This window comes from Gluconobacter morbifer G707 (assembly GCF_000234355.1).
GTDB classification, from domain to species: domain Bacteria; phylum Pseudomonadota; class Alphaproteobacteria; order Acetobacterales; family Acetobacteraceae; genus Gluconobacter; species Gluconobacter morbifer.
The window spans coordinates 291,412-317,047 of the sequence record NZ_AGQV01000010.1 but is presented as its reverse complement, the minus strand read 5'-3'; the positions used below and the strand labels follow the sequence as shown (position 1 = coordinate 317,047).

Below are 25,636 nucleotides of genomic sequence, written 5' to 3'. Positions count from 1 at the left end.
CTTTCAAGAAACCGTTCCATGTCACCCGGTTCAGGCTGCCGCTCTGGGATGAAAACGGGCCGTGGAGACATCGCATTCATACTGTGCCGCAACGGCTTCCGGTGCCCGAGCCAGTTCGTCAACAGCCCGGATGATCCGTTCGACTTTGCCGTCATCCATCAGGACACTGAAATTCAGACGCGTCCAGCCCGGCTTGTCGATTTCCTGTCCGGACAGGATGGCCTGCCGAATGGTTTCGGAAGCTGCTTCCCCGATCCCGAGCAGACGATGGGCATAGGGTCCGGCACAGGCGCACCCGCCCCGTGCCTGAATTCCATACCGGTCAGACAACATCCGTGTGAAAAGCTGCTGATGGATGTACCCGCCCTGGCTGGCATTCCTGACCCGGAAAGAGAAGATGGGCAGCGCCTTCAAGTCGGGTAGGCCAAGGATCTCGATATTCGGGTTGGCATTCCAGACGTCCAGCGCCCGGGTCCGCAGTTCGGTGTTGCGTTCGGCCATGAAATCCTCACCGATTACGGCCTTGACGATGAAGGCCAGGGCCGCACGGATGTCTCCGATGACATCCGGCGTGCCGCTCTCCTCCCGCGCAGCAAGATGGTCAGTGTAGTCATGGGACCACGGTGAAACGAACCGGACAGTACCGCCGCCGGGCAGCACCGGTGTCCGGCGTGACACCACGTCCTTGCGCACGATCAGAACCCCCGATGCGGCTGGCCCGCCAAGGAACTTGTGGCAGGACACGACAATCGCGTCTTTCTCCGCCGGTGTGCCTGACTTCATGTCGATCGGCATGTAGGGGCCAGCCCCCGCATAGTCCCAGATGGCCAGCGCACCATACCGTTTGAGCAATATCGTGACGGGATCCACATCCGTCACGATCCCCGTCACGTTGGATGCTGCGGAGAATGATCCGATCTTTAGTCGCTCTCCGCCTACGTTTTTCAGCGCGTCTTCCAGAACAGCCAGATCAGGCCCGCCTTGCGGGCTTTCAGGGATCTCGATGATGTCCGCTCCGCTTTCCCGCCAGGGGAGGATGTTGGAGTGGTGCTCGTATGGTCCGATGAACACGACAGGCCGGTGCCCGGCAGCGCAGAGGGCGGGAATATCCAGAAGATGCACAAGACGGTTAAGTCCCGCGGTTGCCCCGTTGCCCATGAAGATGGTGCTGAAGGTTTCCTCCGGGGCATGGCACAGTCGTGCAATGGTCGCCCGCGCACTGTTGCGCAGCCGCGTCATGAACGCACCGCAGAAAGACGCCTCAGTATGGCTGTTGGCATAGAAGGGAAGAATTTCGGTCATGACGAAGTCCTCCACCGGTTTCATGGCCCGCCCAGACGCAACATAATCGGCATAGAGAAGGTACTGCCTGCCAAAAGGGCCGGTGAATGCCGCGCCATCGCCAATGACACCCGCTGCCAGACTCTCGCGTCCTGCCCGGGTCAGGGAAGCCTCAAACCGGTCCAGAAGATCCGTGCTGTTCGCAAGGCAGTTGACCGTCTCCATATCCCACTCCTCCACTGCTGGTCTGAAACGGTACGATAGATCACATCAGCAGGTTCGATCGGTTTGTTTTTCTGGACAGAAAAGATATTTCTGTTGTCATTTGCGCTGGTATGACAAAAAAATTAGATCAGATTGATCGTGCCATTCTGAAAATCCTCCAGAAGCAGGGCACACCCTCGCAGCGCGAGCTGGCCGAGAAGGTCGGCCTTTCCCAGAATGCCTGCTGGAGGCGGCTGAACGCCCTGCAGGAGAGAGGCATCATCAGTCATGACACCGTCCGCCTCAATGCGCGCGCGCTCGGGCTTTCACTGACCGTGTTCGTGCTCCTGCGGACACGCCATCACAGCACGGAATGGTTCGAGACATTCCGGAATGTTGTGATCTCGATACCAAATATCATTGATTTTTATCGAATTGCGGGTGAATACGACTACCTTCTGAAGGTGATTGCCTGCGACATGAATGATTTCGACCGTGTCTATCAGCAGATCATAAACCGGGTCGAACTGGATGCCGTCACATCCTACATGACCATGGAAACGCTGGCTGATAACCGGGATCTGCCGGTCTGAGAGGGCTTTCATCCGTTACGGCAAGGAATGGTTTTTTGACCCAGACTGACCAGCTCGCGCACAGTCTTCGAACACGCCATATCGTTATGATCGCCCTTGGCGGCGTGATGGGAGCCGGATATTTCGTCGGTTCCTCCGCGGCCCTGTCCTTGGGTGGACCGGCTGTTCTTATTTCTTATTCCGTCACCGGCACCTTTGTCTTTCTCGTCAACATGATGATGCGGGATCTCGCCCGAAAGGTCCCCGGTCGCGCCTCCTTCCTCCAACAAATTCGCTATGCCCTGGGAGACCGGATCGGTTTCGTCGCAGGCTGGGCCTACTGGCTGACATGGGTGACGGTCATCGCGATCGAGGTCATCGCCGTGGCCACGATGCTCACTCCTTTCATCCCGCTCCCCTATGCCGCGCTTGAACTGATCGTTCTAGCCGCCATGACCGGCCTCAACCTGCTGTCCGTCAGGGGGTATGGCGAATTTGAATACTGGTTCGCCGCGATCAAGGTCTTCGCCATCGCCGGGTTCATCGCCCTCGGGTGCTGGGCGCTGGGCACGCAGGACGTTCCTGTCCATGACAACCTGTTTGCTCATGGCGGCCTGGTGCCCCATGGCTGGCTGGCCCTGCTCGCGGTCATTCCCACCATTCTCTTTTCCATGGGGGGAAGCGAAATCTCCACTGTCGCGGCCGTGGAGTCCGACAATACGGAGCAGAACATCGTCCGGGCCACACGGACCATCGCCTTCCGTATTCTCGGCCTGTATCTGACGTCCGTTACCCTGATCCTCTGTCTCGTACCGTGGAGTGATGTCACATCTGGCCAGTCACCGTTCCTGCTGGTGCTCCATCGCCTACACGTGCCCTTTGCGGATCTGTTCATGACCATCGTGATCCTGACGGCGGCTCTTTCCAGTCTCAACTCCGGGATCTACGTGACGTCACGTATCCTGCACGAACTGGCGCGGGATGGCGATGCACCCCGTCTGTTCCTGCCGGTCGATCCCGATAGTCACCTTCCGCGCCGCGCTATTCTCGGCAGCGTTCTGTCATCGGTCGGCGTCGCGGTCATGGCTGTTCTATCGCCTTCCGTGATCTTCGCCCTGCTGGTGAGCCTGACCGGGGCTTTCATGGTTTTCAACAACATGCTGCTGATTGTCGGGCGGCTGAAACTTGTTCCTGAAAGACCCCTGACGTCCTATGCCGCGCTTCTTCTGAGCGCCTGCATCCTCGTGGCCATGATCATGCAGCCGGAAACCCGTTCCCAGATCGAGGTCGGCAGTGTGGCCATCATCGTCATCCTGCTTGTTGCTTCTGTCCGTCAGCGACTGAGAAAGGCTCAGAACAACCGGCCCTGAGAAGGCGCCTCAGGAACTTCCTGCCCGAAATCCCGCTCGATCCAGGCACGGATGGTGTCCAGCACGCGTGCCTGTTCTTCTTCCGTCAGGGCTTGTCCCCGTTCGATCCCGTGCCATTTGGCCAGACAGCCCCGGCAGCATGAACCGGTCGCATGCTGTGCAATGAAGACCGGATGGCCGCGCATGGGGGTCTGTCGTCCATCCCGGAGCGGATAGGCCGGTGCTAGTCGGTCATGAATGAATGCTGCCCCATGTTCCATGACGGCTTCCAGCCCGCGTGTCTCGAGATATGACCGCGCCTGTTCATCCAGATGAAAACGCGCCCGGAACGTGGAGCGTGCGAGCCGGGCAAAAAGCCCGTCCAGGTCAAAAGACGTCATCTCCGGCCCAACCTCCTGAAAAACGAGAAAAAATGGCGTGAGGGGCTCATAAACCCCTGTAAGAACATTTGTTCTTTCGCCATATGGTGCGAGATGGACGCTTTTCCGAGACGCAACCGCCACTTCTCTTCATCCGATGACACGTCGGGTGTGCCTATACTGTCTCCACTGCAGGTGCAGGATCTTTTTGCTGCCCGTCTTGATGAAATTTGTTCCGCTTTCGAAGACTGGGGTTTTCCCCTTGTTGTGGCTGGTCAACTGGGGGATGTCGCACCGAACAGCTATCGGAAATATTATCAGCTTCCCCTCCTTGATCCGCAGCATGGCGCGACCCTGCCATTGGATATCACCAAGAGTGTCCTAGCCGAAGCCGGTGTCCGTTCGGGCGATCAGGTTCAGGTCACCGGCATGCTGCGGGCACGCCAGATACGCGGACAGGTTACCCTCCGTTTCGAGGCCCTCGCCATTGTCGGGCATGATCCGGTCCAGCGCAAAGCCGGACGGACCGAACAGTCCGTACTCGATCTGATGCGGAGCCTGTCCTGGGAGTTTCATCCCTATCCGACGCGCAGGGAGCCGCACATGATGCTGATCCATTCCGCGGCCTCCAGCGCTCTTGTGGCGGAAGATTTTCTTCAGGCCCTCGGTGGTGCCTGGCGTCCGGACCGCATCCGCATCCTGCCTACCGCCATGATGGACCCATACCGCATTGCGGATGCCATCGGAACCTGCCGGGAGGACATTCTCGTCCTGATCCGCGGTGGAGGGGACGCATCGGAGTTTCTGGTGTTCGAACATCCGCGCGTGCTGGAGGCACTGTCGGCCTGCCCGGCGCACCGCGTTCTGGGGCTGGGTCATACCGCCAATCGCACACTGGCTGAACATATGGTCGATCAGTCCGCTACTACTCCGGCCGATGCCGGTCATTATATCCGTCGCATGAGCGGCCGCGTCTGGCAGAAGGAAGAGGAGGAAAGGGCCCAGCAGGAAGAAATTGCCGCCCTGCGGGAGAGCGTTGTCACGCTTCCCGTCACGCCCCGGGCATCACCGCTCGCAGGTCTTGGCAAAGGATTGCTGCTGCTGCTTGTCGGTGGCGCGCTGGGCTGGCTCCTGCCCCGGATCTTCCTGACACTTCACTAACGCGTTCTTCCCTCAGCCGGAAATCAGCGGACATCCACGCGCATCACGGCATCCTTCAGTGACGGATCGGTGGCGGCATGCATTTCGATCTGGATGGGCTGCGCGCCTGCCCGTGCAATCCGTGCCCCAAGCGGGGCGAGCTGTTTTTTCGTCAGATCGGTCAGGACCCTAGCCTGTTCGTCAGGACTGGCCTGCATCGGTGCCAGCCCCTGCACGATGAACAGCACATTGGCCTTGTGCGCCAGCGCCGCCCTTACAGCCCGGTCCACGATCGGCCCATACTCCGATTCCGGCGTGCCGCTCCTGATCTGGAGGAAAGGTGGCTTCGCGGGTGGGGCAGGGGGTGCCGGGGGCACAACCGGCTGTGGCGGGCGCCCCGCATTCGGGTTGAAGGTCCGCTGATCCACCAGCTTGCAGCCGGACAGCAGCGGAGCCGTCAGTATAACAGCTCCCAGAAGGGCAAGGAGACGGGCAGGGTGAACACCCTTCCGCGCACGAAAATGTCGGACAGTAGCAGCCATATCGTGCGGGACCGTCGCAGGAACGGAGGAGTTCGGCAAGATTATAGATCCAACTTCATCAAAAACATTGTGACCCCCCTGTCGCTTGGCTGTGGCAATGCTATGGAAGAGGCACACAGGATCTCAGTAGCGGAGTAGAGCGGATATGGCCGTAAAAATCGCGATCAATGGTTTCGGACGTATCGGGCGTCTCGTTCTGCGCGGCATTATCGAAAGCGGACGGACCGACGTTGAAGTCGTGGCCATCAATGATCTCGGCTCCGTTGAGGCGAATGCCCACCTCCTGTCCTATGACAGTGTCCATGGCCGCTTTCCTGGCACCGTACGGGTGGAAGGCAGCGCCCTCGTCATTGAGGCGAATGGCCGGATTTACGGCCCGATCCACGTTTCGGCCGAGCGTAATCCCTCGCAGGTTCCATTCCAGGGCGTTGATGTCGCACTGGAATGCACGGGTCTTTTCACGTCCCGAGAGAAGGCGGCTCCCCTGCTGGAAGCCGGCGCAAAGCGTGTCCTGATCTCTGCTCCGGGAACCGAGGTGGATGCTACCGTCGTCTTCGGCGTCAACAACGACGTCCTGACGCCGAGCATGCAGATCATCTCCAATGCGTCCTGCACGACGAATTGCCTGGCGCCCATCGCCCATGTCCTGGACGAAGCATTCGGCATCGAGCGCGGATATATGGTCACAATCCATTCCTACACCGGGGACCAGCGCACGGTGGACACGCTTCACAAGGACCCGCGCCGCGCCCGCGCCGCCGCCCTGAATATGATCCCGACCTCCACGGGCGCAGCCCGCGCTGTCGGTCTGGTTCTGCCGCACCTGAAAGGCAGGCTGGACGGTACGGCCATCCGCGTGCCGACGCCGAACGTGTCGCTCATCTCGCTGGATTTCGTGCCCCGGACCATTCCGGCCTCGGTTGACGCCGTGAACGAGGCGATCCGTACGGCCTCTGAGGGTAGCCTCAAGGGTATTCTGGAATACAGCACCGCTCCACTGGTCAGCACTGATTTCAACCACTGCAAGGCGTCCTCCACCTTTGATGCCACGCAGACGGCACTTGTCGATGGTGGCAAGCTGGTACGTGTTTGCTCCTGGTATGACAACGAGTGGGGTTTCTCCAACCGTATGGCCGATACGGCCGCCCTGTTCGGGAGTCTGTGAGTGATGGCGTTCCGCACCATTGACGGCGTGGATGTGCGCGGCAAACGCGTTCTTGTCCGCGCGGATCTCAACGTGCCCCTGCATGACGGCGTCATCACGGACACCACCCGTATCGAGCGCGTGGCCCCGACCCTGAGCGAACTGGCGGAGAAGGGCGCGCGCGTCATTGTCCTGAGTCATTTCGATCGCCCGAAGGGGCAGGTCGTGCCTTCCCTGTCCCTGCGTCCCATCGCCGAGAAACTGGGGCAGGTTCTTGGCAGGCCGGTTTCCTTTGTCGGGGATTGTGTCGGCCCGAATGTGGAAAGCGCAGTCAGTCATCTTGATGACGGCGATGTGCTGGTTCTCGAAAATACCCGTTTCTATGGGGGGGAAGAGGCCAACGATCCGGAGTTTTCCAAGGCACTCGCACAGAATGGCGATATTTTCGTCAATGATGCCTTCTCGACCGCCCATCGGGCGCATGCCTCCACGGAGGGTGTCGCACGGCATCTACCGTCTTTCGCCGGGCGTCTGATGCAGGCTGAACTCGGTGCGTTGTCTGCGGCGTTGGAAAACCCTGAACGGCCGGTCGGTGCCATTATCGGCGGCTCCAAGATCTCTACAAAGCTGGATCTGATCGGCAATGTGCTGGAAAAGGTGGACACGCTGTTCATTACCGGCGCAATGGCCAACACGTTCCTCGCCGCGGAAGGCATGAATGTGGGCAAGTCCCTCCAGGAAGCGGACATGCACGAGACTGCCCGCCAGATCGCCCATCAGGCACAAGAAAAAGGCTGCGAATTGATCCTGCCGGTCGATGCCGTGGTGGCTCGTGAATTCAGGGCCAATGCCCCGAGCGAAGTCTGCCTCATCGGCGAGGTTCCGGCAGACGCCATGATCCTCGATGCCGGACCGCGCACGGTCGAACTGATCAAGGACCGTCTGGCGTCCCTGAAAACACTGGTCTGGAACGGTCCTCTCGGCGCGTTCGAGATGCCTCCCTTTGACAGGGCCACGGTCGAGGTGGCGCAGGAAGCCGCTCGCCTGACCGAACAGGGCAAACTCAGGACCGTTGCCGGAGGTGGTGATACGGTTTCCGCTCTGCGCCATGCCGGCGTTGCCGACAAGATGACCTATGTTTCGACTGCGGGTGGCGCTTTTCTGGAATGGCTGGAAGGCAAGATGCTTCCAGGAATCGAAGTTTTGCATACCGCCGGTCAGGATCTTGGTCTTGACTGACACGGAGCGGAATAACTGAACCACATCCGTTTCCAGCGGCCCGGGACATCGTTCCGGGCCGCTTTTTTACGCGGCCATCACGATTTGCGACACCCTGAAATCTTCGATATTTTTTAATTGTGTCCGAACCAACTGGACATCCAGAATAATGGGGTCAACCTGCTTTCGGACCTTCCATCATGGGCCGTTTCCGCGTTTCTCCCCAAATATTCCCCATCCTCTGTTTTCTGGTGCCGGTCATGACGCTTGCTGCAACACCTGCGAGCAGTGCCGTGATAGTACCGTCGTATCATGAAGTCCCTGCAACAATGACAGCGGCGGCGCCCCTGATGCGCCCGATGAACAGTACGCTTTTTCAGGATGTGACACGCGATCCGCGTCAGGGCGCGGCCCTTCTGCGGGCGGCCTCCACCCATGTTACACAGGCTTCATCGTCGTTCGGTACAGCGCCCCTTCCAGATGAAGATATACAGGCTCCGACAGAAAGTACTCCGGACACAGCCCATTTTCGACCGGATTTTTTTCATCGTCTAGATGGCTCTTTCGGCGATGGCGAAGAAAGCGACCACGCCAACCAGCAGCGCCGCGGACATGGCAGCGCTTCATGTGGTCTGGCCTTGGCCGTCCCGCTGTCACAGTAAACCCGGAAACAGAAAAGCCGCCGGAATTTCTCCCGGCGGCTTCTGATGTTTTGGAGGGAAACAGTCTTCAGGCCTGAAGACCATTTTCCCGACGGCGATGCTCGACTTCCGCCGCCACGGCTTTCTGAAGTTTTTCCATGGCGCGGGCTTCGATCTGCCGGATGCGCTCACGGGACACACCGTAATGATGAGACAGCTCTTCCAGTGTGGACGGGTCTTCTTTCAGGCGACGTTCCGCCAGGATATGACGTTCACGCTCGTTCAGCGTCATCATGGCCTGATCCAGCAGGGCCTTGCGGCCACTGAATTCTTCGGAGGCCGCATAGGTCTGCTCCTGGTTCTCATGATCGTCCACGAGCCAGTCCTGCCACTCACCCTCGCCATCAATGCGCAGCGGAGCATTGAGGCTGTGATCCGGTGCAGACAGACGCTGGTTCATGGATACGACGTCTTGTTCTGGAACACCCAGCGTCGTGGCGATGGAATTGACCTGTTCCGGCTTCAGATCACCGTCATCAATGGCCTGCATCTGCCCTTTCAGACGACGCAGGTTGAAGAACAGCTTCTTCTGGGCGGCAGTCGTTCCCATCTTCACCAGAGACCAGCTATGCAGGATATATTCCTGCATCGCGGCCCGGATCCACCACATGGCATAGGTCGCCAGACGGAAGCCACGTTCCGGGTCGAACCGGCGCACGGCCTGCATCATGCCGATATTGCCTTCGCTGATGAGTTCGCTGACCGGCAGACCATAACCACGATAGCCCATCGCGATTTTGGCCACGAGACGCAGATGGGACGTGACCAGGCGATGGGCCGCACCGGTGTCCTCATCCTTGCGCCAGCGACGGGAGAGATCCAGCTCTTCCTTCTGGGTCAGAAGGGGGAATTTGCGGATTTCCTGAAGGTAGCGGGTGAGATTGTTCTCGGGACCTACGGAAATGACGGCTGGGGATGCCATGTTCTTCGACTCCTTTCGCCCGGGGTGCGCCGGCCTCGCTGAGGTGAAGACTCATACGACCGGACGACAGGATGGTTCCACACACCCAGGTGACGCATTGGGAAGGACTTTCACGTCCCCGACCATCAACCCCCGAACTGGGCGGCCTCTGGTGGTACGATCCATTCCGGCGGCGCGTCAGCTCGTCGGATACGCAGTTTATGACAGGCTCAGCCAAAAAAGTCAAGAACTCACACAGGTTTAGCCGATCAGGCGGTTTTTCAAGTCTTGAAAGTCAGCGGGAGGGGCAGTGTCGAAGGAAATTGGTTTTTTCGTTCGTGGATGGATAAAGCCGAGTCGCGCTGCATGGAGAGCCTGCCGTGGGAAATCAAGGGCCGCTTCCCGGGCATCTTGGGACAATCCCCGCGCCGCGGCGGGAATCCGGCGGAGATAGACCGGGTCTCCCAGCAGCGGATGCCCGGCCTGCGACAGATGTACCCGGATCTGATGCGTCCGGCCGGTCGCCAGCTTGCATTCAATCAGTGAAACCGCAGCATGAATCGGTTCCAGCAGCCGGAACCGGGTGAGGGCGGCCTTCCCGCCCGATGTCACGACCGTCATGCGCTTGCGGTCCCGTTTGTCTCGCCCGATCGCGCCGTCAAATTCGCCGGATGCCGGCAGGAGTCCCCAGGCAAGAGCCAGATATGCCCGGTCGATGTCGCGTGCGGCGAAGGCTTCGGACAGCGCGTTATGCGCCAGAGCGGTCTTGGCCACGACCATGACGCCCGATGTATCCTTGTCCAGCCGATGCACGATGCCGGGACGCTTCTCTCCGCCAATTCCCTCGAATCCGTCTCCGCAATGCCCCAGCAGGGCATTCACGAGCGTACCGGTCTCGTTGCCGGGCGCGGGATGGGTGACGAGACCGGCCTGTTTGTCCAGCACGATCAGGTCCTGATCCTCGTAAAGGATCTTCAGCGGCAGGTTCTCCGCAATCGGGCGCGCCGGCAGCGGAGGCGGAAAATTCAGCAAGAGTTCCATGCCGGCCCGCAGGGTTTCCGCGGGCTCCCGCAGAACCTGCCCATTGCGGAAAAGATGCCCTCCTTCAATGAGGGTCTTGACCCGGGAACGCGAAACGGTGCCGATGGCGTCCGCCAGCGCGCGATCGGCACGCTGGCCGGCCAGACTGGCATCAACAGCAAGGTGAAACGGGGATTCGGGATCGGACATGATGCAGGGTTTAGCCGAGGATCAGACGCACAGCGAGCCACAGACGCCAAAAGCGCTTATCGCCGCCGTCATTATCATGGGCGTACTGATCATTTTTGCCACGTTCGGCCTGATCGGCGTCGTGGCCTATCGTTTCCTGCATCCTCACAAGACCGCTCCGTCACCTGTTATGGCGTCTCTTTCATCTGGCGCCACGCCGCGTCTGGCCCTGCCGCTGGCGGAAGGAGAGCATATCACTGCCGTCACGTCCCGTCCGGACGGAATGATGGCCATTACTCTTTCCGGTCCTGGACAGGCTCGCCTTCTGCTCTGGAGTCCGGAAGATGGACGGATCGTTTCCGAACTCGATTTCGCCAGTGCTTCCCGATCCGGGAACCAGCCCTGATGTCCCGCTCTCTGAACCCGGCCCATCCTTCCGACGTTGTAGGACCGCCTCTTCGACGAAAGGAACCCGGCATGGGACGGTATATCGACGCGCTTCTGGCGGCAGGGACGGTTTTTGGAGTGCAGTATGCTTCCCAAGAGATCAGCCCCGCGGATGATCCCGAGACCCGTCGCTGGTATACGCGTCTGAACAAGCCTGCCTTCAATCCGCCCGGGCCGGTCTATGCCGTGGTCTGGACCATGCTGGACAGTCTGCTCGCTTGGTCGGGATACCGGCTCCTGAGAGCGGAGAGTTCTCCCGGGCGCACTCTGGCCCTGTCGCTCTGGGCGCTCTGCGTGGTGGGGATTGCGTCTTTTCCTTTCTTCGTGTTCCGCAAGCGTGAACTCGGGACTGGCCTGGCCATCTGCATTGGCATGATCCTCTCATCCGGCAGTTCGGTTGTCGCCGCTCGCAAGGTTGATCCCTGTGCCGCAAAGCTGCAGGTGCCGCTTTTTGTCTGGCTGATCTTCGCCATCTGCGTGCATGAGGAAGTCTGGCGCCACAACTGAGGCGCGCTTTTCAGGCTGATGGCTCTTTCGGTACGCGTGCTCCGGTCGCCCCTGCCAGAATGGCCGTCAGCAATCCCGGAAACGTGTCCTCCAGTTCCATTCGCCGCAGGGAATTGTAATGGTGGATGCCCTCGATGCGGGTGTGGATGATCCCGCTTTCCCGCAGAACCTGAAAATGATGGGACATACTGGATTTGGGCCGTGAGCCGATTAGCGCCGCGCAGTTCGCTTCTCCCAGGGTCTCCAGTCGTCGCACGATATCGAGCCGCACCGGGTCCGCGAGGGCGCGCAGAACGGTAATGATGTCCAGGGAGAGCAAGGGAGCGCGGTGAGCAGGGGGCATACGATTCTCTATACAGTCTTTTCCTGAAAGTGTACTGCAACACTCTGATTGTTCGATCGTTATCGAACAATCAGACCCTCAAGAGGAATTTTTTCATGCCAACACTTTTTGATCCTGTAGAACTCGGCACTATTCACGCCAGAAACCGGATTCTGATGGCTCCTCTGACGCGCGGACGCGCCGACAAGAACGGTGTACCTTCGGCACTCATGGTAGAATATTATGCACAGCGTGCCTCTGCCGGCCTGATCATCTCCGAAGCAACCGGTATCTCGCGGGAAGGCCTTGGCTGGCCGTTTGCTCCCGGCATCTGGTCGGATGAGCAGGTTGCTGCGTGGAAGCCCGTGACCGAAGCCGTTCATGCAAAGGGCGGAAAGATTGTCTGCCAGCTCTGGCATATGGGGCGGCTTGTTCATTCTTCCGTCACTGGACAGCAGCCTGTCTCGTGTTCGGCCACCACCGGGCCGGACGAAGTCCACACATACGAAGGCAAGAAGCCGTACGAACAGGCCCGTGCCCTGCGGCTTGATGAAATTCCCCGCATCCTGAACGATTATGAAAACGCAGCACGCAACGCCCTGAAAGCGGGCTTCGACGGTGTCCAGATCCATGGCGCTAACGGCTATCTGATCGACGAATTTCTCCGTGATGGCACCAATCACCGGACAGACGAATATGGCGGTAGTCCGGAGAACCGCACCCGCTTTCTTCGGCATGTCGTGGAACGGGTCATTGCCACCATTGGTGCCGATCGTACCGCCATACGTCTTTCACCGAACGGAGAAACGCAGGGCTGTATCGATAGTGCGCCTGAGAAAGTCTTCATTCTGGCTGCGGAAATTTTGCAGGATCTCGGGATTGCCTGGTTGGAACTACGGGAACCAGGGCCGAACGGTACATTCGGCAAAACAGATCAGCCCAAGCTCTCGCCCCAGATCCGGAAGGTGTTCCACAAACCACTGGTTCTCAATCAGGACTATACGTTCGAGGGAGCCGAAGCCGCCGTTTCCGAAGGGCGGGCCGATGCCATCGCCTTCGGGCGAAAGTTCATTGCCAATCCTGATCTGCCGGAACGTTTCCGTCAGCACGCGCCTCTTCAGGCCGATGACATGAAGACTTGGTATAGCCAGGGACCGGAAGGATATACCGACTATCCTTTCCTCTCGGCCTGAAGGTTAAGTGTCCCGGTATCCGGTAAGCCGGTTTGGCTCCGGAAACCGGTTTTTCAGCCGCGTGCAAGCTCGTAAAGGGCGACTGCCGCGGCGTTGGAAACATTTAGGCTTTCCATGTTTCCCGGCATGTAAACACTGGCGATTTCATCGCAGGTCTCACGTGTGAGGCGTCGCAGGCCAGCTCCTTCGGCTCCCAGAACTAGGGCTACGCGCCTGTCTCCGAAGCTCGTTCCGTCCAGCCGTCCACCGCCGGCATCCAATCCAACCACCCAGAGATTCTCGGCCTGAAGCGTCGCAAGGGCTCGTGAGAGATTGACTTCTCGAAGGATAGGAACAATGTCCAGCGCGCCCGAGGCAGCTTTGGCCATGGCGCCGCTTTCCTGCGGTGTGTTGCGATCCTGAACAAGCAGTCCTGCGGCTCCGAAGGCCGCTGCGGAGCGCAGGATGGCACCGATGTTCCTCGGGTCCGTCACCTGATCCAGGACAAGAATGGGGCCGGGCTGTGCCAGCGCCTCATGAATGGAAAGTGACGTCAGGGGGTCTACTCTCAGGCACAGGCCCTGATGCACGGCATCCCGTTCGCATAGCCGGTCCAGGCGTTCACGATCAACGATCTGTGGCTGCTGGCGCAAATTCTGTTCCAGAGAAGCGGCGGCCTCCCGGGTGGCCAGAAACTCGTGAATAGTCCGGGCCGGGTTAGCCAGAGCCGCTTCCACGGCATGACGTCCATAGATCCAGTATCCGGGCGCGCCCTTACTGGAGCGGCCGGTCCGTACGGCGGATGGGTTTGAGAGGGAGGGAATCCGTTCGATCGAACGGGATGAAGCGGAGCGTGAGTGCGGTCGTCTGGCCATGAAAAAAATCATATAATCGAGGTTATGCGATTGACATAGCCGTCAAATCCACATATCCCAACCGCCGACCCGGAGAGGTGCCCGAGTGGCTAAAGGGGGCGGACTGTAAATCCGCTGGCGTACGCCTACGTTGGTTCGAATCCAACTCTCTCCACCAGGTCGCCTCCATCTAACTGATTGTTTTGACTGTTTTTTTCCTAACGGGTCAGTCTGTACTCATTGTAGCACAAGACTGTAGCACCGATGGGCATTGGCAGCTTTGTCTATCGCCGTGGCGATACCTATTCGTTTAGGTGTCGCGTGCCAGCCTGGTTGCGGAGCCGTGTGGCAAAACAAGATGTCGTGTTCGCTGTTGGAACGCGGGATCGGGATGTCGCGCGGATTTTGTGTGCTGCGCTTGGTCTACGGATCAAACGGCTTTGGGTGGAGTTGGAGAGCGTGTCTGGTTTTGAGGAAATGGACCGGATTATTCGGGAATGGTTTGAAACTGCCCTGCAGCGAGCCTGGGCTGATAATTTCTTAGACCCCGAGCGAGATGAGATCATTTCCGAACGGATCGCGGCTCTTAAACGTGATAGGCCCGGCGCTAATTTTGATTTCATGGGAGAGAAGGCGAGGTTCGCGGCTGATTGTGCCGATCATACGCTTCAGCAACTCGAGGAAGGCACGCTGAAGGCCTCTTCCTTCAGGAGTGTTGCGCGGCTCTTGGCAGCCAAAGCGGCTCCTCCCATTCTAGAGAATGACAGGCGGGTCGAAGTTATCGCCGGGCAAATCTTGGCTGGCGAGAGCGAGGTTGCCGAGACAGTGCTTGAATGGGCGTCTGGACGGACGGACTTTCAGCCTTCATGGAAGCCGTCGCTACCCGATGACCTGTTTCCGCGTGCGAAAAGCCCCCAGGAGCCAGACGGGCCTACGACGAAAGCGGAAGACAAAGATCATTTGCCAGTGAAAACGTCCGGCTTGACGATTTCTGGGGCTTTGCAGCGATACATTGATGAGCGCAAGCCCGCGGTCTCCACTGCGGCAAGTTTTCAGACGTCCATCCGGCGCTTTATTGAAGTATTTGGGGATTTGGATGTCGCGCGGATCACGAAACGGCAAATCGCTGGCTTTAAAGATGTGCTGCTGAAGATACCTGCACGGCTGAAGCCAGCGGAGCGACTGCTTACGGTTCAAGAGGTGACGGCGCTTTACAAAGATAAACCTGACGTTCCGCGCCTGTCGTCAGCCACGATTAACAGCAAGCATCTTTCTGCTGTGTCCGTTGCGCTAAAATGGGCTTCTGATAATGGTTACGTGGACCAGGTGGTTTCGCGAGAGGTTCGTGCAAAGGGTGGAGCGCCGAAAACCAAAGCAGCACGTCTACCCTACAGTCTTGAGGATCTGAAGTCTATTTTTGCGTTGCCTGTGTTCGTGAAGGGCGAGCGGTCGGCGGCTGGCGCGGGTGAGGCCGCAGTCTGGCTGCCGATCTTAGCTTTGTATTCTGGCGCACGCCTGAACGAGCTTGGCACGTTGAGAATTAGGGATGTTGTTCGGGAAGACGATATCGACGTGCTCCATATCTTGACTGGGAAAACTGTAAATGCTGCACGGCGCATCCCTATTCATAATGAAGTGAAGCGTCTCGGCTTTCTGCGCTACGTCGAGGGAAGGCGTCTATCAGGTGATGGTCTAGACGACCTTCTCTTTCCTATGATCCGTGCCGAGACGTCTAAAGGGAAAAAGCCTACCAGTCCTTTTTCGAACTGGTGGGGGCGCGAAGCACGAAAAGCGGTTCCGGAGCTCAACAAATCCTTTCACTCTTTCAGGCATACGGCGAAGCGGGCTTTGCGAAATGCCGGGGTGGACAAAACGCTGCGGGATGCCGTCATGGGCCATGATGCCGAGGATGTTGCCGAAGTTTATGGTCTCGACGAGACGGGAAGCGGTTTCGAACTGGCGGTTTTGGATAAGGCTATTCAAGCAATTTCTTATCCAGGCCTGTCAATTACCCTCGCGCCGCCTGGCAAAATGTCTATGCGCGGCGTGAAAAAGATTCGCCTTGACCCAGTCAAGCCAAGGCGACGTTCTGTCTTGTCTAAGGTCAAATAGGTTATGCTTTGAGCGCGATACTGACGATCAGACCGGAAGACGCTCTTTGTCTGCGCGGGCGATGATGGCCCGGCGAAAGTCGTCTTATCGAAGAGCAGGGCAGTCTCGCCATCAGCGACGGCCCAATGGGCCTACCTCGCTACGGCAAAGCGGTAAATCGTGACGCCCTGTCTGGCATCAATCGTTCGAAGTATATTTTCGGAAATGAGAAGGTAATAGAAATTATTATACGTTAATTCTAGAGAGTTTCCGATATATGGTACTGTATAATTACTATATTTATTATAGGTCATGGCGCAATTATATCGTGCCATGACCTAAATTTATTCTATTCTATGCCAGCCTTACAAACTCTTCACCAACAACTATTTCTACGAACGCCTCATCTTCTCCGTCAACGGATCGCCCGAACACTACTGATCGACCAGACGGGCGGCGATTCATGCGGAACGTCCCGGCCTTCATTGCGCGGTCCATGCTCTCGGAGACGATCTCTGCATTAGCGAAGTAAGATTCAATATTAGACATTGATTCCATCCTTTTTTTGTTGGTGATGAAAACAAAAGCATCACGAATCTTTCGTGGTCAATAAATAATTTAAATATCTATTACTAACTAGTCATTCAAAATATCTAATTAAATATCCGCATATATGTAGATTTGAATAGATATTAATTGTTTTCCCGCCTATTTTAACTGTTATCACGGCGTAGTCTATCCCCTCTATTGTCTCCGGGAACAGGCGAATCGTCTTACTGGTCGCGATGAGAGCCAGACCGGCATCCTTGGTCATGAGGAGATTCGGTGTCGTGGCGGCGTTCATGGCGACACCTTTGCGCCGGTGCGCTTGCTGGTCCTCTTGGGTGTCATCATGCCGGACGAGGGCTGGGACGCATCCAGTGGCTCGGAAAACAGCTCCAGCGCCGTGACTCCGAAGAATACGGCGGCTCCTGCGATCTCCAGAGACGATTTTATGGCGTGAAGCTCCGCCTTCAGGGTTTCCCGGTGCCATGCAAACCCACCTTCGAAGGGCGTGCCTTGGATCGTTCGGATGTGGGCGAGGATGTGCGGCTGACCCTCGATGATGCAAGAGAGGACTTCAACGTCCCCCCACTGTTTTGATGCGACGCGACCTTGATGCTGGACATCGGATGCAATGTGCATGATTTCGGACCACCCGAATGGCGGGATGAAGTGCGTTTCCTCATCTGATGCGCCGGTCGGGGAAGGCAGGATTGTATCGCAATAATGCTTAATGAATGGCGTCACAAATGGTCCTCTCTTTCGAGAGTTATTATAGCAGAAACGGCAGATTTTGGCGAGTTTTCAGGCTCTGGAGGAAGAAATGATGGTGCTCGCGGCGAGTAAGCTGGAAGGGCGCGGCGATGGATACCGTCCCGTCGGTTGCGTTCGGATTTTGAAAGCCACCCGGCATCACCCGCCTTTTCTGGCGTGAAGCCATCCGCTGCCAGTGCGGCCCATCCCAGACACCTGCTGAAGCGGACGCGCTTTGCGATTGACATATCGGCGTTCTGCTGCTGATAGGCTCTGATGTCCTGCATGTGACGGAGGTGTTTTCGTTCGTCCGCCTCTGGCCTGATGGTGCCTAGAGTTGCTGCTTGCCCGGCGATGGTGACTTCGACGTCCTGCGCGGCGCTCTTGCAGAGATATGCGGCGCTTTGCCATGACCGCTTCTCCGAGGCGAAGGGGGCGTCGGGATTGCGGACGAAAGATTCTTCTCCTCTGACGTCGAACGGCAGGTGGTTGCTGTCCGCAAGATGCTGGAAGTTCTGAACCATCTCCGGCGTTGTATTCGTGAACTTCGATAGCCTCCGGATGAGGATCTGCACCGCTTCACGATCCGGCAGGTGGGCCTTTATGTGGACGTGGAGTCCTGAACCGCCCTTCGCTGGAAGCTCAAAGACAGCGATGTATGGAATAGAAGCGCCCGTGTCCCTGCCAAGATTGTCGAGAAGGCGAGACAGGGCATCCGCTGCGGCCCTGCGGGCTTGCGCTCTTGCCTGTCGCTCACTCGCGGAGTTCGGGCTTCTTATTTTCCCTTTCGCATCCGGGGATGGGTTCCAAAGTTTTCTGTATGAGGCCGTCTTTTCGAGGCGAACCATGATCTCGACGTTAAGCGGCTTTGATCTGGCTTGGGAGGCGAGCATAGCGAGCCGGACATGCGCGATTTCTTCCGCCGTCATGTCTGTTGAAGCCCTCTTGCGATGCTTTCTCGCTGGGCTGGCTGGGAGCGTCTTGGGTGCGCTCGGCGCGTCCGTGACGCGGACTGCCGAGATGGCGGGCCGCTGGATTTCTTGCGGCTTTTGCACTGCATTTAGAGGGAGGGTTTCAGGGTGTGAAACTGTATGCAGGGGAAGGGATACTAATGGTCCATGCGTTTTTCCACCCTCGCTCTTGCTCTGATCGGCAGTATTCCGGGCGGCAGGAAACTGCGGATTTTTCAACGCGGCGTTATCGGCTGTATCGAGGGGCGAATCCTCCTCCAAATTGAGGGGCAAATCTCCCTCCAAATGAGGGGCAAATGTCCCTCCAAATGAGGGCGAATCTCCCTCCAATTTTCCATCCCGCTTGGCATCGAGGCAGTGCAGGTAGGACATCAGGGCGCTCATGTCGGCGTCCTCGCCGATGCCCGTTGGGGATGGGATGTTGAGGATTTCCAGAGCGGCTTCTAGGTTGCCATCAGCCTTCTCCGTTAGCGCCGCCATGATGCGGGCGCGGACCTTCTGGGACGGCAGAGGCTCACCAATACGCATTACCGGACGCTTCGCTTCAGGCACGTTCGGCAGGTGGTGGTGACGTGCGAAATCCAGCACGGCCTGTGCGATCAGGTCGCGGCTCTCATGCTGAAGCACTTCATCCCGGAAGGCGATGAGGTTTGGTAGTAAATCTTTGCGCGTATTTTTTATATGCCTGATGACGCGGGCGGCAGCGATCTGGTGATCCACTTATGGGGGCTCATGGGGTTTGTGACTTGGACTGCGGCGGGGGCTCACGGACGGGGTGGCAGGGAGATGCACCCCTGCATCTCCCTGCTAACTCACAGTCCGTATGAGCCCCTTTATTGTAACAATATTGAGGCCGATATTTCCACAACAAACGATTTAATCTAGTGATTTTGGTTGCCGATTTTCAAAATTGCTGCCGAGTATATCGGGTATGGATGGAGGGTTTCCCGCGATTTTCTAAGACTTCGGCCTATTCCTCACTGATGACAGCGGTGTCCGCGTCGGTATCATCACGCGCCGCCTCTTCCTTCAGGAGTCGGGCTTCGGCCTCGTCAATGTCTCCGTCTTCGAGACGCTGCTTGCGCCGCATCTCCTGCACCTCATCAGCCGTGATCTCACGGATAACGATCTGCGGTAGCGCCTTGTCATCAATCGTGTCGTCAAGCTGGATGACGTCTCTAGCGATGCCCCATACGTTCTTGAACGCCTCGGCAGCGGTCGCCAGTGCGCGGATGCTTCTTCCGTTCGGGACGGGGGATGCGACCTCGCGACGTAGGGCCTTCGTCACGGCGTCGATGTCGTTCCACATTTGGCGACGAGCGTAGCGCCCGCACTCTTCTAGATCGGTGACTGGCGGCAAGTCATGAGGCGATGGAACCGGAAGGACTGGGGCCGTGTCAGTCGAGGTGATCGCGATCTTGGCGGCGTCCAGTTTGGCAACGGCTACCGGAAGATGGGTGTTGACCGTGCGGACGGAGACATTCATCGCCTCAGCTATCTGGTCTTGGGTGAAGCCAAGTTTGTGCATTTCTGCGGCCTCAACCCACTTCTCGTCTGTCAGCTTGGCATATCGCCTCTTTTTCGGTTCGCTCATGATGGCTCCTGTCTCGTTCGGGGGGATTGATTGCACCTATTATAGCACGAAACAGGATAGTAGTTATTGATTGCGGATTTCTGGCTCGAAGAAGAGACGTTCGAGTTCAGCCGCTTCCTAACCTCAACGGATGATCGGCAGGTGTATTTCTTAGCGGCCGTGTCAGATACGAAAAGACCGGCTCAAGGCCGGTCTATATTGTAGTTCAGGTTTTGGCGGACTGATCCCAATAGGAATATAGCGTGGCGCGGCTGATCCCGAGTGCTTTTGCGATCTGTGCTTTGGGTTCCTTGGCATCAATCCGTGCATGTAGCTCGTTGATCTGGCCCGCTGATAGGGTCTTCTTTCGACCTGGAAGCTTGCCTTTTGCACGGGCGGCAATCTGTCCTTCCTTCTGGCGTTCCCGGATCATGCTGCGCTCGAACTGCGCGAAAGATCCCATGACTTGCAGGATCATGGTTTGCATCGGACTTTCGTCGCCGGTGAAGATCAGGCTCTCTTTCATGAACCGCACACCGACGCCACGGGCCGTCAGGGTCTGGACCAGTTCCATCAGGTCTTGCAGGTCGCGGGCCAGCCGGTCGATGGAGTGACAGACGATGGTGTCTCCGTTGCGGACATATTCCATCATCTCGGTGAGGGCCGGGCGGTTGCGCGTTCCGCCGCTGCACTTGTCGGTAAAGGTCTTGTTTACTTTCACGCCTTCGAAGGTCTGACGGTCTGTGTTTTGGTCTGCTGATGAAACGCGGACGTATGCGACGGTCTGGCCTGACATGACTGGGTCCCTTGTGTGTAAGGAAATGTCTAGGCTATGGCTTACATAGTGTCAATAAACATAGAATCGGTGTTTTCCTGACACATAGGAAGCCCGGTTTTCCGTTGGCGGCGAAAGTGTCCAGAAAAGTATGCAATCCGGACAGATGACTATAGCCTTGCGACTTGCGCACAAGGCGACACATTTCCAGAAACTTTTATAATGATAAAAGAATGAATATCTTATATATTACTCAATTTGCCGTTCTGACAGGAATTGACTTTTCTCCAAAAAGTAGAAAGGTAAATAACCATGTCAACTGTGGGCCTTTAGCGCTTCGTCTGAATGCCTCTTATAAAATTTTGTGATTTAAGGCGATTTATATGTCAGAAATCAGTAGCCAAGATTGCCAAATCGTCGGAAATTTTCCGAATTCCCCTTCTAATGCTTGGACCGAAATTCTCACACAAGAGCAGCGTGATGCGTATGTCAGAATCAATCAGACGCTAAGAAATATATGCGAGAACGTGGCCCAGAATTTCATCGATCACCTTCAGCCCGTAGTTCAACCTAGTTTTCGACCAGAAACCGGAATTCGAAATAATCGACCTCGCGACCTATGGTGCTCATTAGTTAATAGTGATTCAGTCGACTTGGTTGGTATGCCGCAGATTTTCATGATCGTATCTGGCCGTGGCGTAGAAATCGGTCTTGCTCCGGCAATTCACCGAAGTGATTTTTCAAATCAAGATGTAAAAAATCTTTTAAGAAAAGTAACGCCGTTGCTCTTTGACTTATTTCCCGCTTCCAATAGTCAAATTATTTTCGATCTTAGTGTGCGCCTAAACCAAGAGGGTGGCTGGAAATTTAAGAAAAAAGCCCGCATGGAAAATCAAAATAGTGATTTTCAGTCAATATCCGAGTTGATAAGCTACCTTCATAGTGAGGCAGGTCAAAAATACGGTGCAACTTCTATTAGTAGATATTACAATTTAGATGAAATTGACGACATAGATCTCAGTTTTTACACTGAATTTGAAAATGCTGCTCGATTATTTGCGCCACTTATGTCCTATATCCGCGCACGGCAAGCACCGGTGGCAAATGTTCTTCATGAATGGCAAGCACGCGAGAGAATCCTCCGTCAACAAGAAAAGCTCCTTGAGCGTCAGAATAGAGATAATAACGATCAAAACGCGATAGAAGGAAGACGAAAGGTTTTCGCATCGATCACACAGCGTCAGGGACAAGCGAAATTCAGATCGCAATTGATTGCCGCTTATAAAAATAGATGCGCATTCACAGGATCAAATACGCTAGAAATACTTGAAGCTGCACACATAAATCCATACAATGGACCTGAAACTAACTGCACTACGAACGGAATACTACTGCGATCCGATATACATACGTTGTTTGATCTCGGATTATTGTCAATCGACGATAATTTTAGAATTTTAGTTTCCCCTGAGATCACCGAAAACACATATCGTGACCTTCATGGACAGCAAATTTCGCTACCCGATGATCCGGCTCTCCATCCTGATATGAACGCACTTCGATCTCAAAGGCGATTACGAGAATTATAAAAACGGCAGAAATGGTGCCGTGTAAGGAAGTAACAGCAGCTACACGCTTCCCCCATTGGCATTCATTTACGACGGCCGGGGGATTGCTGGCCTTCGACGAAGGCGGGCATTTCTTACTCGTTATCCGACTACCGTAAAAGCGGCTGCGCGCCGAGGCTTGTAACACGCTATATCTCGTCTTGGGTCCCATCTTGCTATAAACTGCAAAAGAATAACTAGGCCGCATGCCGGTGGAGAAACAGAAGTTGAATGCGGGCTAATTTGCACACCACATAAACCTCACTCAATTTGACTTGCTAAAAATACTCTTTTTGTATTGAAAATTTAAACAGATAATTTCTCCCATCCGGACTTTCCCCTCAGTTCCACCCCTCTAAATCAAGAAGAGCGCGAAGTTCGTCTACGCTTAGCCAGGGCCGCTTCGCATGGATCATCCTGTGGCAATTTGCACAGAGAAGCGCCAAATCGGCTAACCGCGTATTTCCTGCTTCGGCCAAGTCTGCCAGCGGCTTTATATGGTGGCACTCTATAAACCCATCTCCGCGAGCACCGTATCGTTCGGCGAAATCAAAGCTACAAGCCTCGCAGGTCAGGCGGCCCACCTTTTTCAAGACATCCTGCTTCTTTGCCTTAACGATCTTTCGCGACCGCTCCCGGCGATGATGCATGACTGTCAGAAGCCGTCCTTCTGGAGCTTCTACCTCGTTTGGGTCCAGAATCTCATCACTTTCGACCTCAATCTGGATAGCTTTTCCCGACACAATCGCTTCCCGAATTGCATCAGCCGTTTCCTTGAGATGTCGAGGATCATCTGCGAAGTCGGCCCATACTTCACGCTCAATATGATTTCCTGCTTTCAGACCTGCCTTGTCAGCGTAAGCGGGATCATGGGCGCGAAGGTTCATGAGCTTCATCTTCACACCATTAGCATTGCGCAGTGTCGCTCCTTCATGGCCCTGGGCACGCCAGAAGCTATTAAGGGTATCGCTGAGCGCCGCGACGCGAGGATCACTTTCTCGGGGCCAAGCCCCTTCAACTTGTCGATAGAGGTCCAACGCCAAGATGATCTCGTCACGGGTCCAAGGTGGGTTTCGCTTCTTTTCCGCCATCATTCAGTAAGCCGCACACGGTCTTCGAGAATTTCTCATGATACGTTCTGCGAAGGGAGAAAACCATTCCGCAGATTGACAATTTGCCTCTGTCACTGGATCTTCTTCGACGACGGATACGCTGCTCGCCGAGTTGTAGCACCATGAGAGTCAGCCATCGGATTTTCGGTGCGATAACTATATGTTTTGTATGGTGTTTTATGACAAATGAGAGCTGTTTCCAACTCTCTCCACCAGGTCCCCTTTTCCTGAAAAAACAATCATTTAGCCAAAACCAGCGTCACTTCAGGTTAACGCTGCGTCACTGGTCTAGCGTCACCTCGATGCTATGGCTCGGTCCTGCCTTCGTTGATAGAAGGCGACACGGATATGGCTGATTGGGATGGACTTTTTTATGTCCGGTTCATCATCCCGAAAGACCGCCGGCAAGATGCTTGCTTCCTGCATGGGAATCCGAAAAGACATCCTCAAATTTCTCCAGACCTGCACGCGTAAGATGCCCTGGGGCTTCGTGATACCGCTCTTGAGGTAATCAGGAAGCAACTGAACAGGAAGGCTGGCAGATGCAGGCGGCTAGGCCGAAACAGGCCATCACATTGAAAATACCCAGACGCTCTAGCGGATGAATCGGTTATAAGGTTTTGTGCAGACCATACGCTTCCGGCACATCTTTCCACTGAGCCCTGTTACGGATCATATACACGATCCCAAGGAGCACTCGGCGGTCATCCACACTCAGCTCCGTGAGCCCAGAGGAAAATACGGCGTAATCCTTTCCATCTGCCTCTCAGCCAGCAAAAACATATTACCCACAGGTTCCCCTCGGGAGGCCCGTGAAGCATAGAGCACAGCTCAATTCAATAAATTAACAGATCCTGAGCTTAGAATACAAAGCACCCAAGACCCACTTCTGCTTCCCTTACAAGGAAGCAGGAACAGGCGCAGCTTGGGCAATCAATTTTTTCTGCTTGAGTTCATCCCAAAAGGCTGCCGGAATTGAGACTTCCATAGACTTCGCATTAGCCTGCATTTGAGCAGCGTTACGTGCCCCCGGAATGACAGCTGCAACAGTCGGATGAGCCGCCGCAAACTGAAGTGCTGCCGTACGCAGATCGGTTCCGTGCTGTCTGGCAATGGCCTCCATCGCTGTACGTTTGCGCGCCATCCCGGATGGAATAGTACCTCCATAATCGTAACGATTGCGTCCAGCTGCATAGCCTGCATTCAAAGGCGCGCCGACAACAGCTGAAATGCCACGCGGCGCGAGTGCAGGGAGTGTGTGGGTCAGCGCCTCATCATGTCGCATGATGGAATACTGGGTTGCCAGAAGGACGATATCCGGATCTCCGATCTCAATGGTTCGTAGAACGGCCTGAGGTGTATTGACCCCGAGCCCCCAGCCCCTGATGAGACCTTCCTCCCGCATTCTGGTCAACGTTGGAATAGCGCCTTTGGCGGCCTGATCGAAATAGGTCGTCCACCGCGGCCCCATGTCCTTGTTTTCTGGCGACAGGTCATGGATGTAGACGATATCGAGCCGGGAAATTCCCAGTCTTTGCAGGCTATCCTCGATTGACCGCCGAATACCGTCTGCCGTGTAGTCGTAGCGGTAGGCGAAAGGAGAGGGATCGTTCCACATCGTCCCACCAGGTGGCTGGGGGGCAGCCGTCAGCAGTCGACCAACCTTGGAGGAAAGGACAAATTCATCCCGCGGTCGCGTATGCAGAAAATGACCAAACCGCCGTTCACTCAGACCCAGACCGTACCAGGGTGATGTATCGAAATAACGCACTCCTGAAGCCCATGCCGCTTCCAGCGCGGCTTCGGCATCTTCATCCGTACCAGCCGCGAAACCGTTTCCGATCGGAACCCCACCAAGGCCTATGCGTGTCGGAGGACGAAACCGCTGACCCGTCTGCGCTACGTTCAGTGGTAGCGTATTGCGCACCACGTTTCCCATGGTCGGGGTGACATCTCCGGCATGCTGTGCATCCTGAGCCCGTCCGCTTCGGGGCACCAGAACTGCAGCACTTCCCAAAGCAGAAAGAGCGAGAAGATTTCGTCGAGTGGCCGTCATCGCGTCCTCGCATGATATGGATCTGGCTTTGAATGCCCAGAACCGGGCGAGGTTCGAAACTTTCCGGAACCGTCGTAAGCAGGTCACGTCATTGTGTCGTTGCTTTTCGGCTCATCTTTCAAGGAAAAGCAATGATTTCCAGCGAACGGCGATCCAATCATGTCAGAGGGTTATTTCCCTGCGCCTTTATATGGGAAGTTCTATAAGTCTGC

The 25,636-nt window shown here is 56.3% G+C and carries 25 protein-coding genes and 1 tRNA gene; 12 read left to right on the top strand and 14 right to left on the bottom strand.

The window, feature by feature from the left end:
* Nucleotides 1-30: 30 nt before the first annotated feature.
* A complete protein-coding gene (locus GMO_RS11670; protein ID WP_008852622.1) occupies nucleotides 31-1,506 on the bottom strand; it encodes an aminotransferase class V-fold PLP-dependent enzyme in 1,476 nt (491 codons plus the stop codon).
* A 110-nt stretch (nucleotides 1,507-1,616) separates the two neighbouring features.
* On the opposite strand from GMO_RS11670, the gene GMO_RS11665 reads away from it, so the two are divergent.
* Nucleotides 1,617-2,078, top strand: a complete 462-nt coding sequence (locus tag GMO_RS11665) for an Lrp/AsnC family transcriptional regulator (RefSeq protein ID WP_008852621.1) — start codon at nucleotides 1,617-1,619, stop codon at nucleotides 2,076-2,078.
* A gap of 35 nt (nucleotides 2,079-2,113) precedes the next feature.
* Nucleotides 2,114-3,427: an amino acid permease gene (locus tag GMO_RS11660; protein WP_040509431.1), complete on the top strand. Its 1,314-nt coding sequence runs from the start codon at nucleotides 2,114-2,116 to the stop codon at nucleotides 3,425-3,427.
* Here GMO_RS11660 and GMO_RS11655 read toward each other — a convergent pair.
* On the bottom strand, nucleotides 3,409-3,807 hold the full coding sequence (locus GMO_RS11655) for a DUF4186 domain-containing protein (RefSeq protein ID WP_008852619.1): 399 nt from the start codon (nucleotides 3,805-3,807) through the stop codon (nucleotides 3,409-3,411). The two genes, GMO_RS11660 and GMO_RS11655, sit on opposite strands and share 19 nt — an antisense overlap.
* 93 nt (nucleotides 3,808-3,900) lie before the next feature.
* On the opposite strand from GMO_RS11655, the gene GMO_RS11650 reads away from it, so the two are divergent.
* Nucleotides 3,901-4,947, top strand: a complete 1,047-nt coding sequence (locus tag GMO_RS11650; RefSeq protein ID WP_040509430.1) for an exodeoxyribonuclease VII large subunit — start codon at nucleotides 3,901-3,903, stop codon at nucleotides 4,945-4,947.
* Nucleotides 4,948-4,970: 23 nt separating this feature from the next.
* On the opposite strand, the gene GMO_RS11645 is transcribed toward GMO_RS11650, so the two are convergent.
* Entirely contained in the window at nucleotides 4,971-5,468 is a 498-nt protein-coding gene (locus GMO_RS11645) for a hypothetical protein (protein WP_008852617.1), read from the bottom strand.
* A 145-nt stretch (nucleotides 5,469-5,613) separates the two neighbouring features.
* Between GMO_RS11645 and gap the strand changes: the two genes are divergently transcribed.
* The 3 genes from gap to GMO_RS11630 all read left to right on the top strand — a co-directional run bounded on the left by gap (nucleotide 5,614) and on the right by GMO_RS11630 (nucleotide 8,492).
* Nucleotides 5,614-6,633: a type I glyceraldehyde-3-phosphate dehydrogenase gene (gene gap, locus GMO_RS11640; RefSeq protein ID WP_008852616.1), complete on the top strand. Its 1,020-nt coding sequence runs from the start codon at nucleotides 5,614-5,616 to the stop codon at nucleotides 6,631-6,633.
* A 3-nt stretch (nucleotides 6,634-6,636) separates the two neighbouring features.
* On the top strand, nucleotides 6,637-7,851 hold the full coding sequence (locus tag GMO_RS11635) for a phosphoglycerate kinase (protein WP_040509428.1): 1,215 nt from the start codon (nucleotides 6,637-6,639) through the stop codon (nucleotides 7,849-7,851).
* A 239-nt stretch (nucleotides 7,852-8,090) separates the two neighbouring features.
* Nucleotides 8,091-8,492 carry a hypothetical protein gene (locus tag GMO_RS11630; RefSeq protein ID WP_139064454.1) on the top strand — a complete coding sequence of 134 codons (402 nt, stop codon included), beginning with the start codon at nucleotides 8,091-8,093 and terminating at the stop codon, nucleotides 8,490-8,492.
* A 67-nt stretch (nucleotides 8,493-8,559) separates the two neighbouring features.
* Here the strand turns inward: GMO_RS11630 and rpoH are convergent, their stop codons facing one another.
* Nucleotides 8,560-9,453, bottom strand: a complete 894-nt coding sequence (gene rpoH, locus GMO_RS11625; protein WP_008852613.1) for an RNA polymerase sigma factor RpoH — start codon at nucleotides 9,451-9,453, stop codon at nucleotides 8,560-8,562.
* Between the two features lie 240 nt (nucleotides 9,454-9,693).
* Nucleotides 9,694-10,662 carry an RluA family pseudouridine synthase gene (locus GMO_RS11620; protein ID WP_008852611.1) on the bottom strand — a complete coding sequence of 323 codons (969 nt, stop codon included), beginning with the start codon at nucleotides 10,660-10,662 and terminating at the stop codon, nucleotides 9,694-9,696.
* Between GMO_RS11620 and GMO_RS11615 the strand changes: the two genes are divergently transcribed.
* A complete protein-coding gene (locus GMO_RS11615; protein ID WP_008852612.1) occupies nucleotides 10,661-11,047 on the top strand; it encodes a hypothetical protein in 387 nt (128 codons plus the stop codon). The genes GMO_RS11620 and GMO_RS11615 overlap by 2 nt on opposite strands.
* Entirely contained in the window at nucleotides 11,047-11,595 is a 549-nt protein-coding gene (locus GMO_RS11610) for a TspO/MBR family protein (RefSeq protein WP_245528484.1), read from the top strand. The genes GMO_RS11615 and GMO_RS11610 overlap by 1 nt, the downstream gene beginning before the upstream one ends.
* Before the next feature lie 10 nt (nucleotides 11,596-11,605).
* Here the strand turns inward: GMO_RS11610 and GMO_RS11605 are convergent, their stop codons facing one another.
* Nucleotides 11,606-11,938: an ArsR/SmtB family transcription factor gene (locus GMO_RS11605; protein ID WP_040509427.1), complete on the bottom strand. Its 333-nt coding sequence runs from the start codon at nucleotides 11,936-11,938 to the stop codon at nucleotides 11,606-11,608.
* 95 nt (nucleotides 11,939-12,033) lie between these two features.
* Here GMO_RS11605 and GMO_RS11600 point away from each other — a divergent pair, with 95 nt between their 5' ends.
* Nucleotides 12,034-13,110 carry an alkene reductase gene (locus tag GMO_RS11600; RefSeq protein WP_008852608.1) on the top strand — a complete coding sequence of 359 codons (1,077 nt, stop codon included), beginning with the start codon at nucleotides 12,034-12,036 and terminating at the stop codon, nucleotides 13,108-13,110.
* Nucleotides 13,111-13,163: 53 nt separating this feature from the next.
* On the opposite strand, the gene rlmB is transcribed toward GMO_RS11600, so the two are convergent.
* A complete protein-coding gene (gene rlmB / locus GMO_RS11595) occupies nucleotides 13,164-13,964 on the bottom strand; it encodes a 23S rRNA (guanosine(2251)-2'-O)-methyltransferase RlmB (RefSeq protein WP_083813676.1) in 801 nt (266 codons plus the stop codon).
* A gap of 71 nt (nucleotides 13,965-14,035) precedes the next feature.
* Here rlmB and GMO_RS11590 point away from each other — a divergent pair.
* Together GMO_RS11590 and GMO_RS11585 are read left to right on the top strand one after the other, a co-directional pair.
* Nucleotides 14,036-14,121 (top strand) — tRNA-Tyr (locus GMO_RS11590).
* A gap of 86 nt (nucleotides 14,122-14,207) precedes the next feature.
* Complete coding sequence (locus tag GMO_RS11585) at nucleotides 14,208-16,055, top strand: site-specific integrase (protein WP_008852606.1); 1,848 nt, start codon at nucleotides 14,208-14,210, stop codon at nucleotides 16,053-16,055.
* Nucleotides 16,056-16,674: 619 nt separating this feature from the next.
* Here the strand turns inward: GMO_RS11585 and GMO_RS11575 are convergent.
* The 5 genes from GMO_RS11575 to GMO_RS11555 form a co-directional block, all read right to left on the bottom strand.
* Nucleotides 16,675-16,878 (bottom strand): hypothetical protein, encoded by a 204-nt coding sequence (locus GMO_RS11575; protein ID WP_040509424.1) that lies wholly within the window; start codon nucleotides 16,876-16,878, stop codon nucleotides 16,675-16,677.
* The gene (locus GMO_RS11570; RefSeq protein ID WP_008852605.1) at nucleotides 16,875-17,324 is read right to left on the bottom strand and encodes a hypothetical protein; all 450 of its coding nucleotides are present in this window, start codon (nucleotides 17,322-17,324) and stop codon (nucleotides 16,875-16,877) included. Before GMO_RS11570 ends, GMO_RS11575 begins: the two co-directional genes overlap by 4 nt.
* Nucleotides 17,321-19,021, bottom strand: a complete 1,701-nt coding sequence (locus GMO_RS11565) for a hypothetical protein (RefSeq protein ID WP_008852604.1) — start codon at nucleotides 19,019-19,021, stop codon at nucleotides 17,321-17,323. Before GMO_RS11565 ends, GMO_RS11570 begins: the two co-directional genes overlap by 4 nt.
* Before the next feature lie 250 nt (nucleotides 19,022-19,271).
* Nucleotides 19,272-19,895, bottom strand: coding sequence for a helix-turn-helix domain-containing protein (locus GMO_RS11560; RefSeq protein WP_040509422.1), 624 nt, complete (start codon nucleotides 19,893-19,895; stop codon nucleotides 19,272-19,274).
* A 205-nt stretch (nucleotides 19,896-20,100) separates the two neighbouring features.
* Entirely contained in the window at nucleotides 20,101-20,670 is a 570-nt protein-coding gene (locus GMO_RS11555) for a recombinase family protein (protein WP_008852601.1), read from the bottom strand.
* 362 nt (nucleotides 20,671-21,032) lie between these two features.
* On the opposite strand from GMO_RS11555, the gene GMO_RS14000 reads away from it, so the two are divergent.
* Complete coding sequence (locus GMO_RS14000) at nucleotides 21,033-22,238, top strand: HNH endonuclease (RefSeq protein WP_008852600.1); 1,206 nt, start codon at nucleotides 21,033-21,035, stop codon at nucleotides 22,236-22,238.
* 359 nt (nucleotides 22,239-22,597) lie between these two features.
* Here the strand turns inward: GMO_RS14000 and GMO_RS11550 are convergent, their stop codons facing one another.
* Nucleotides 22,598-23,350, bottom strand: a complete 753-nt coding sequence (locus tag GMO_RS11550; protein ID WP_040509421.1) for an HNH endonuclease — start codon at nucleotides 23,348-23,350, stop codon at nucleotides 22,598-22,600.
* A gap of 916 nt (nucleotides 23,351-24,266) precedes the next feature.
* Nucleotides 24,267-25,424 carry an aldo/keto reductase gene (locus GMO_RS11545; RefSeq protein ID WP_040509419.1) on the bottom strand — a complete coding sequence of 386 codons (1,158 nt, stop codon included), beginning with the start codon at nucleotides 25,422-25,424 and terminating at the stop codon, nucleotides 24,267-24,269.
* Nucleotides 25,425-25,636: the final 212 nt, after the last annotated feature.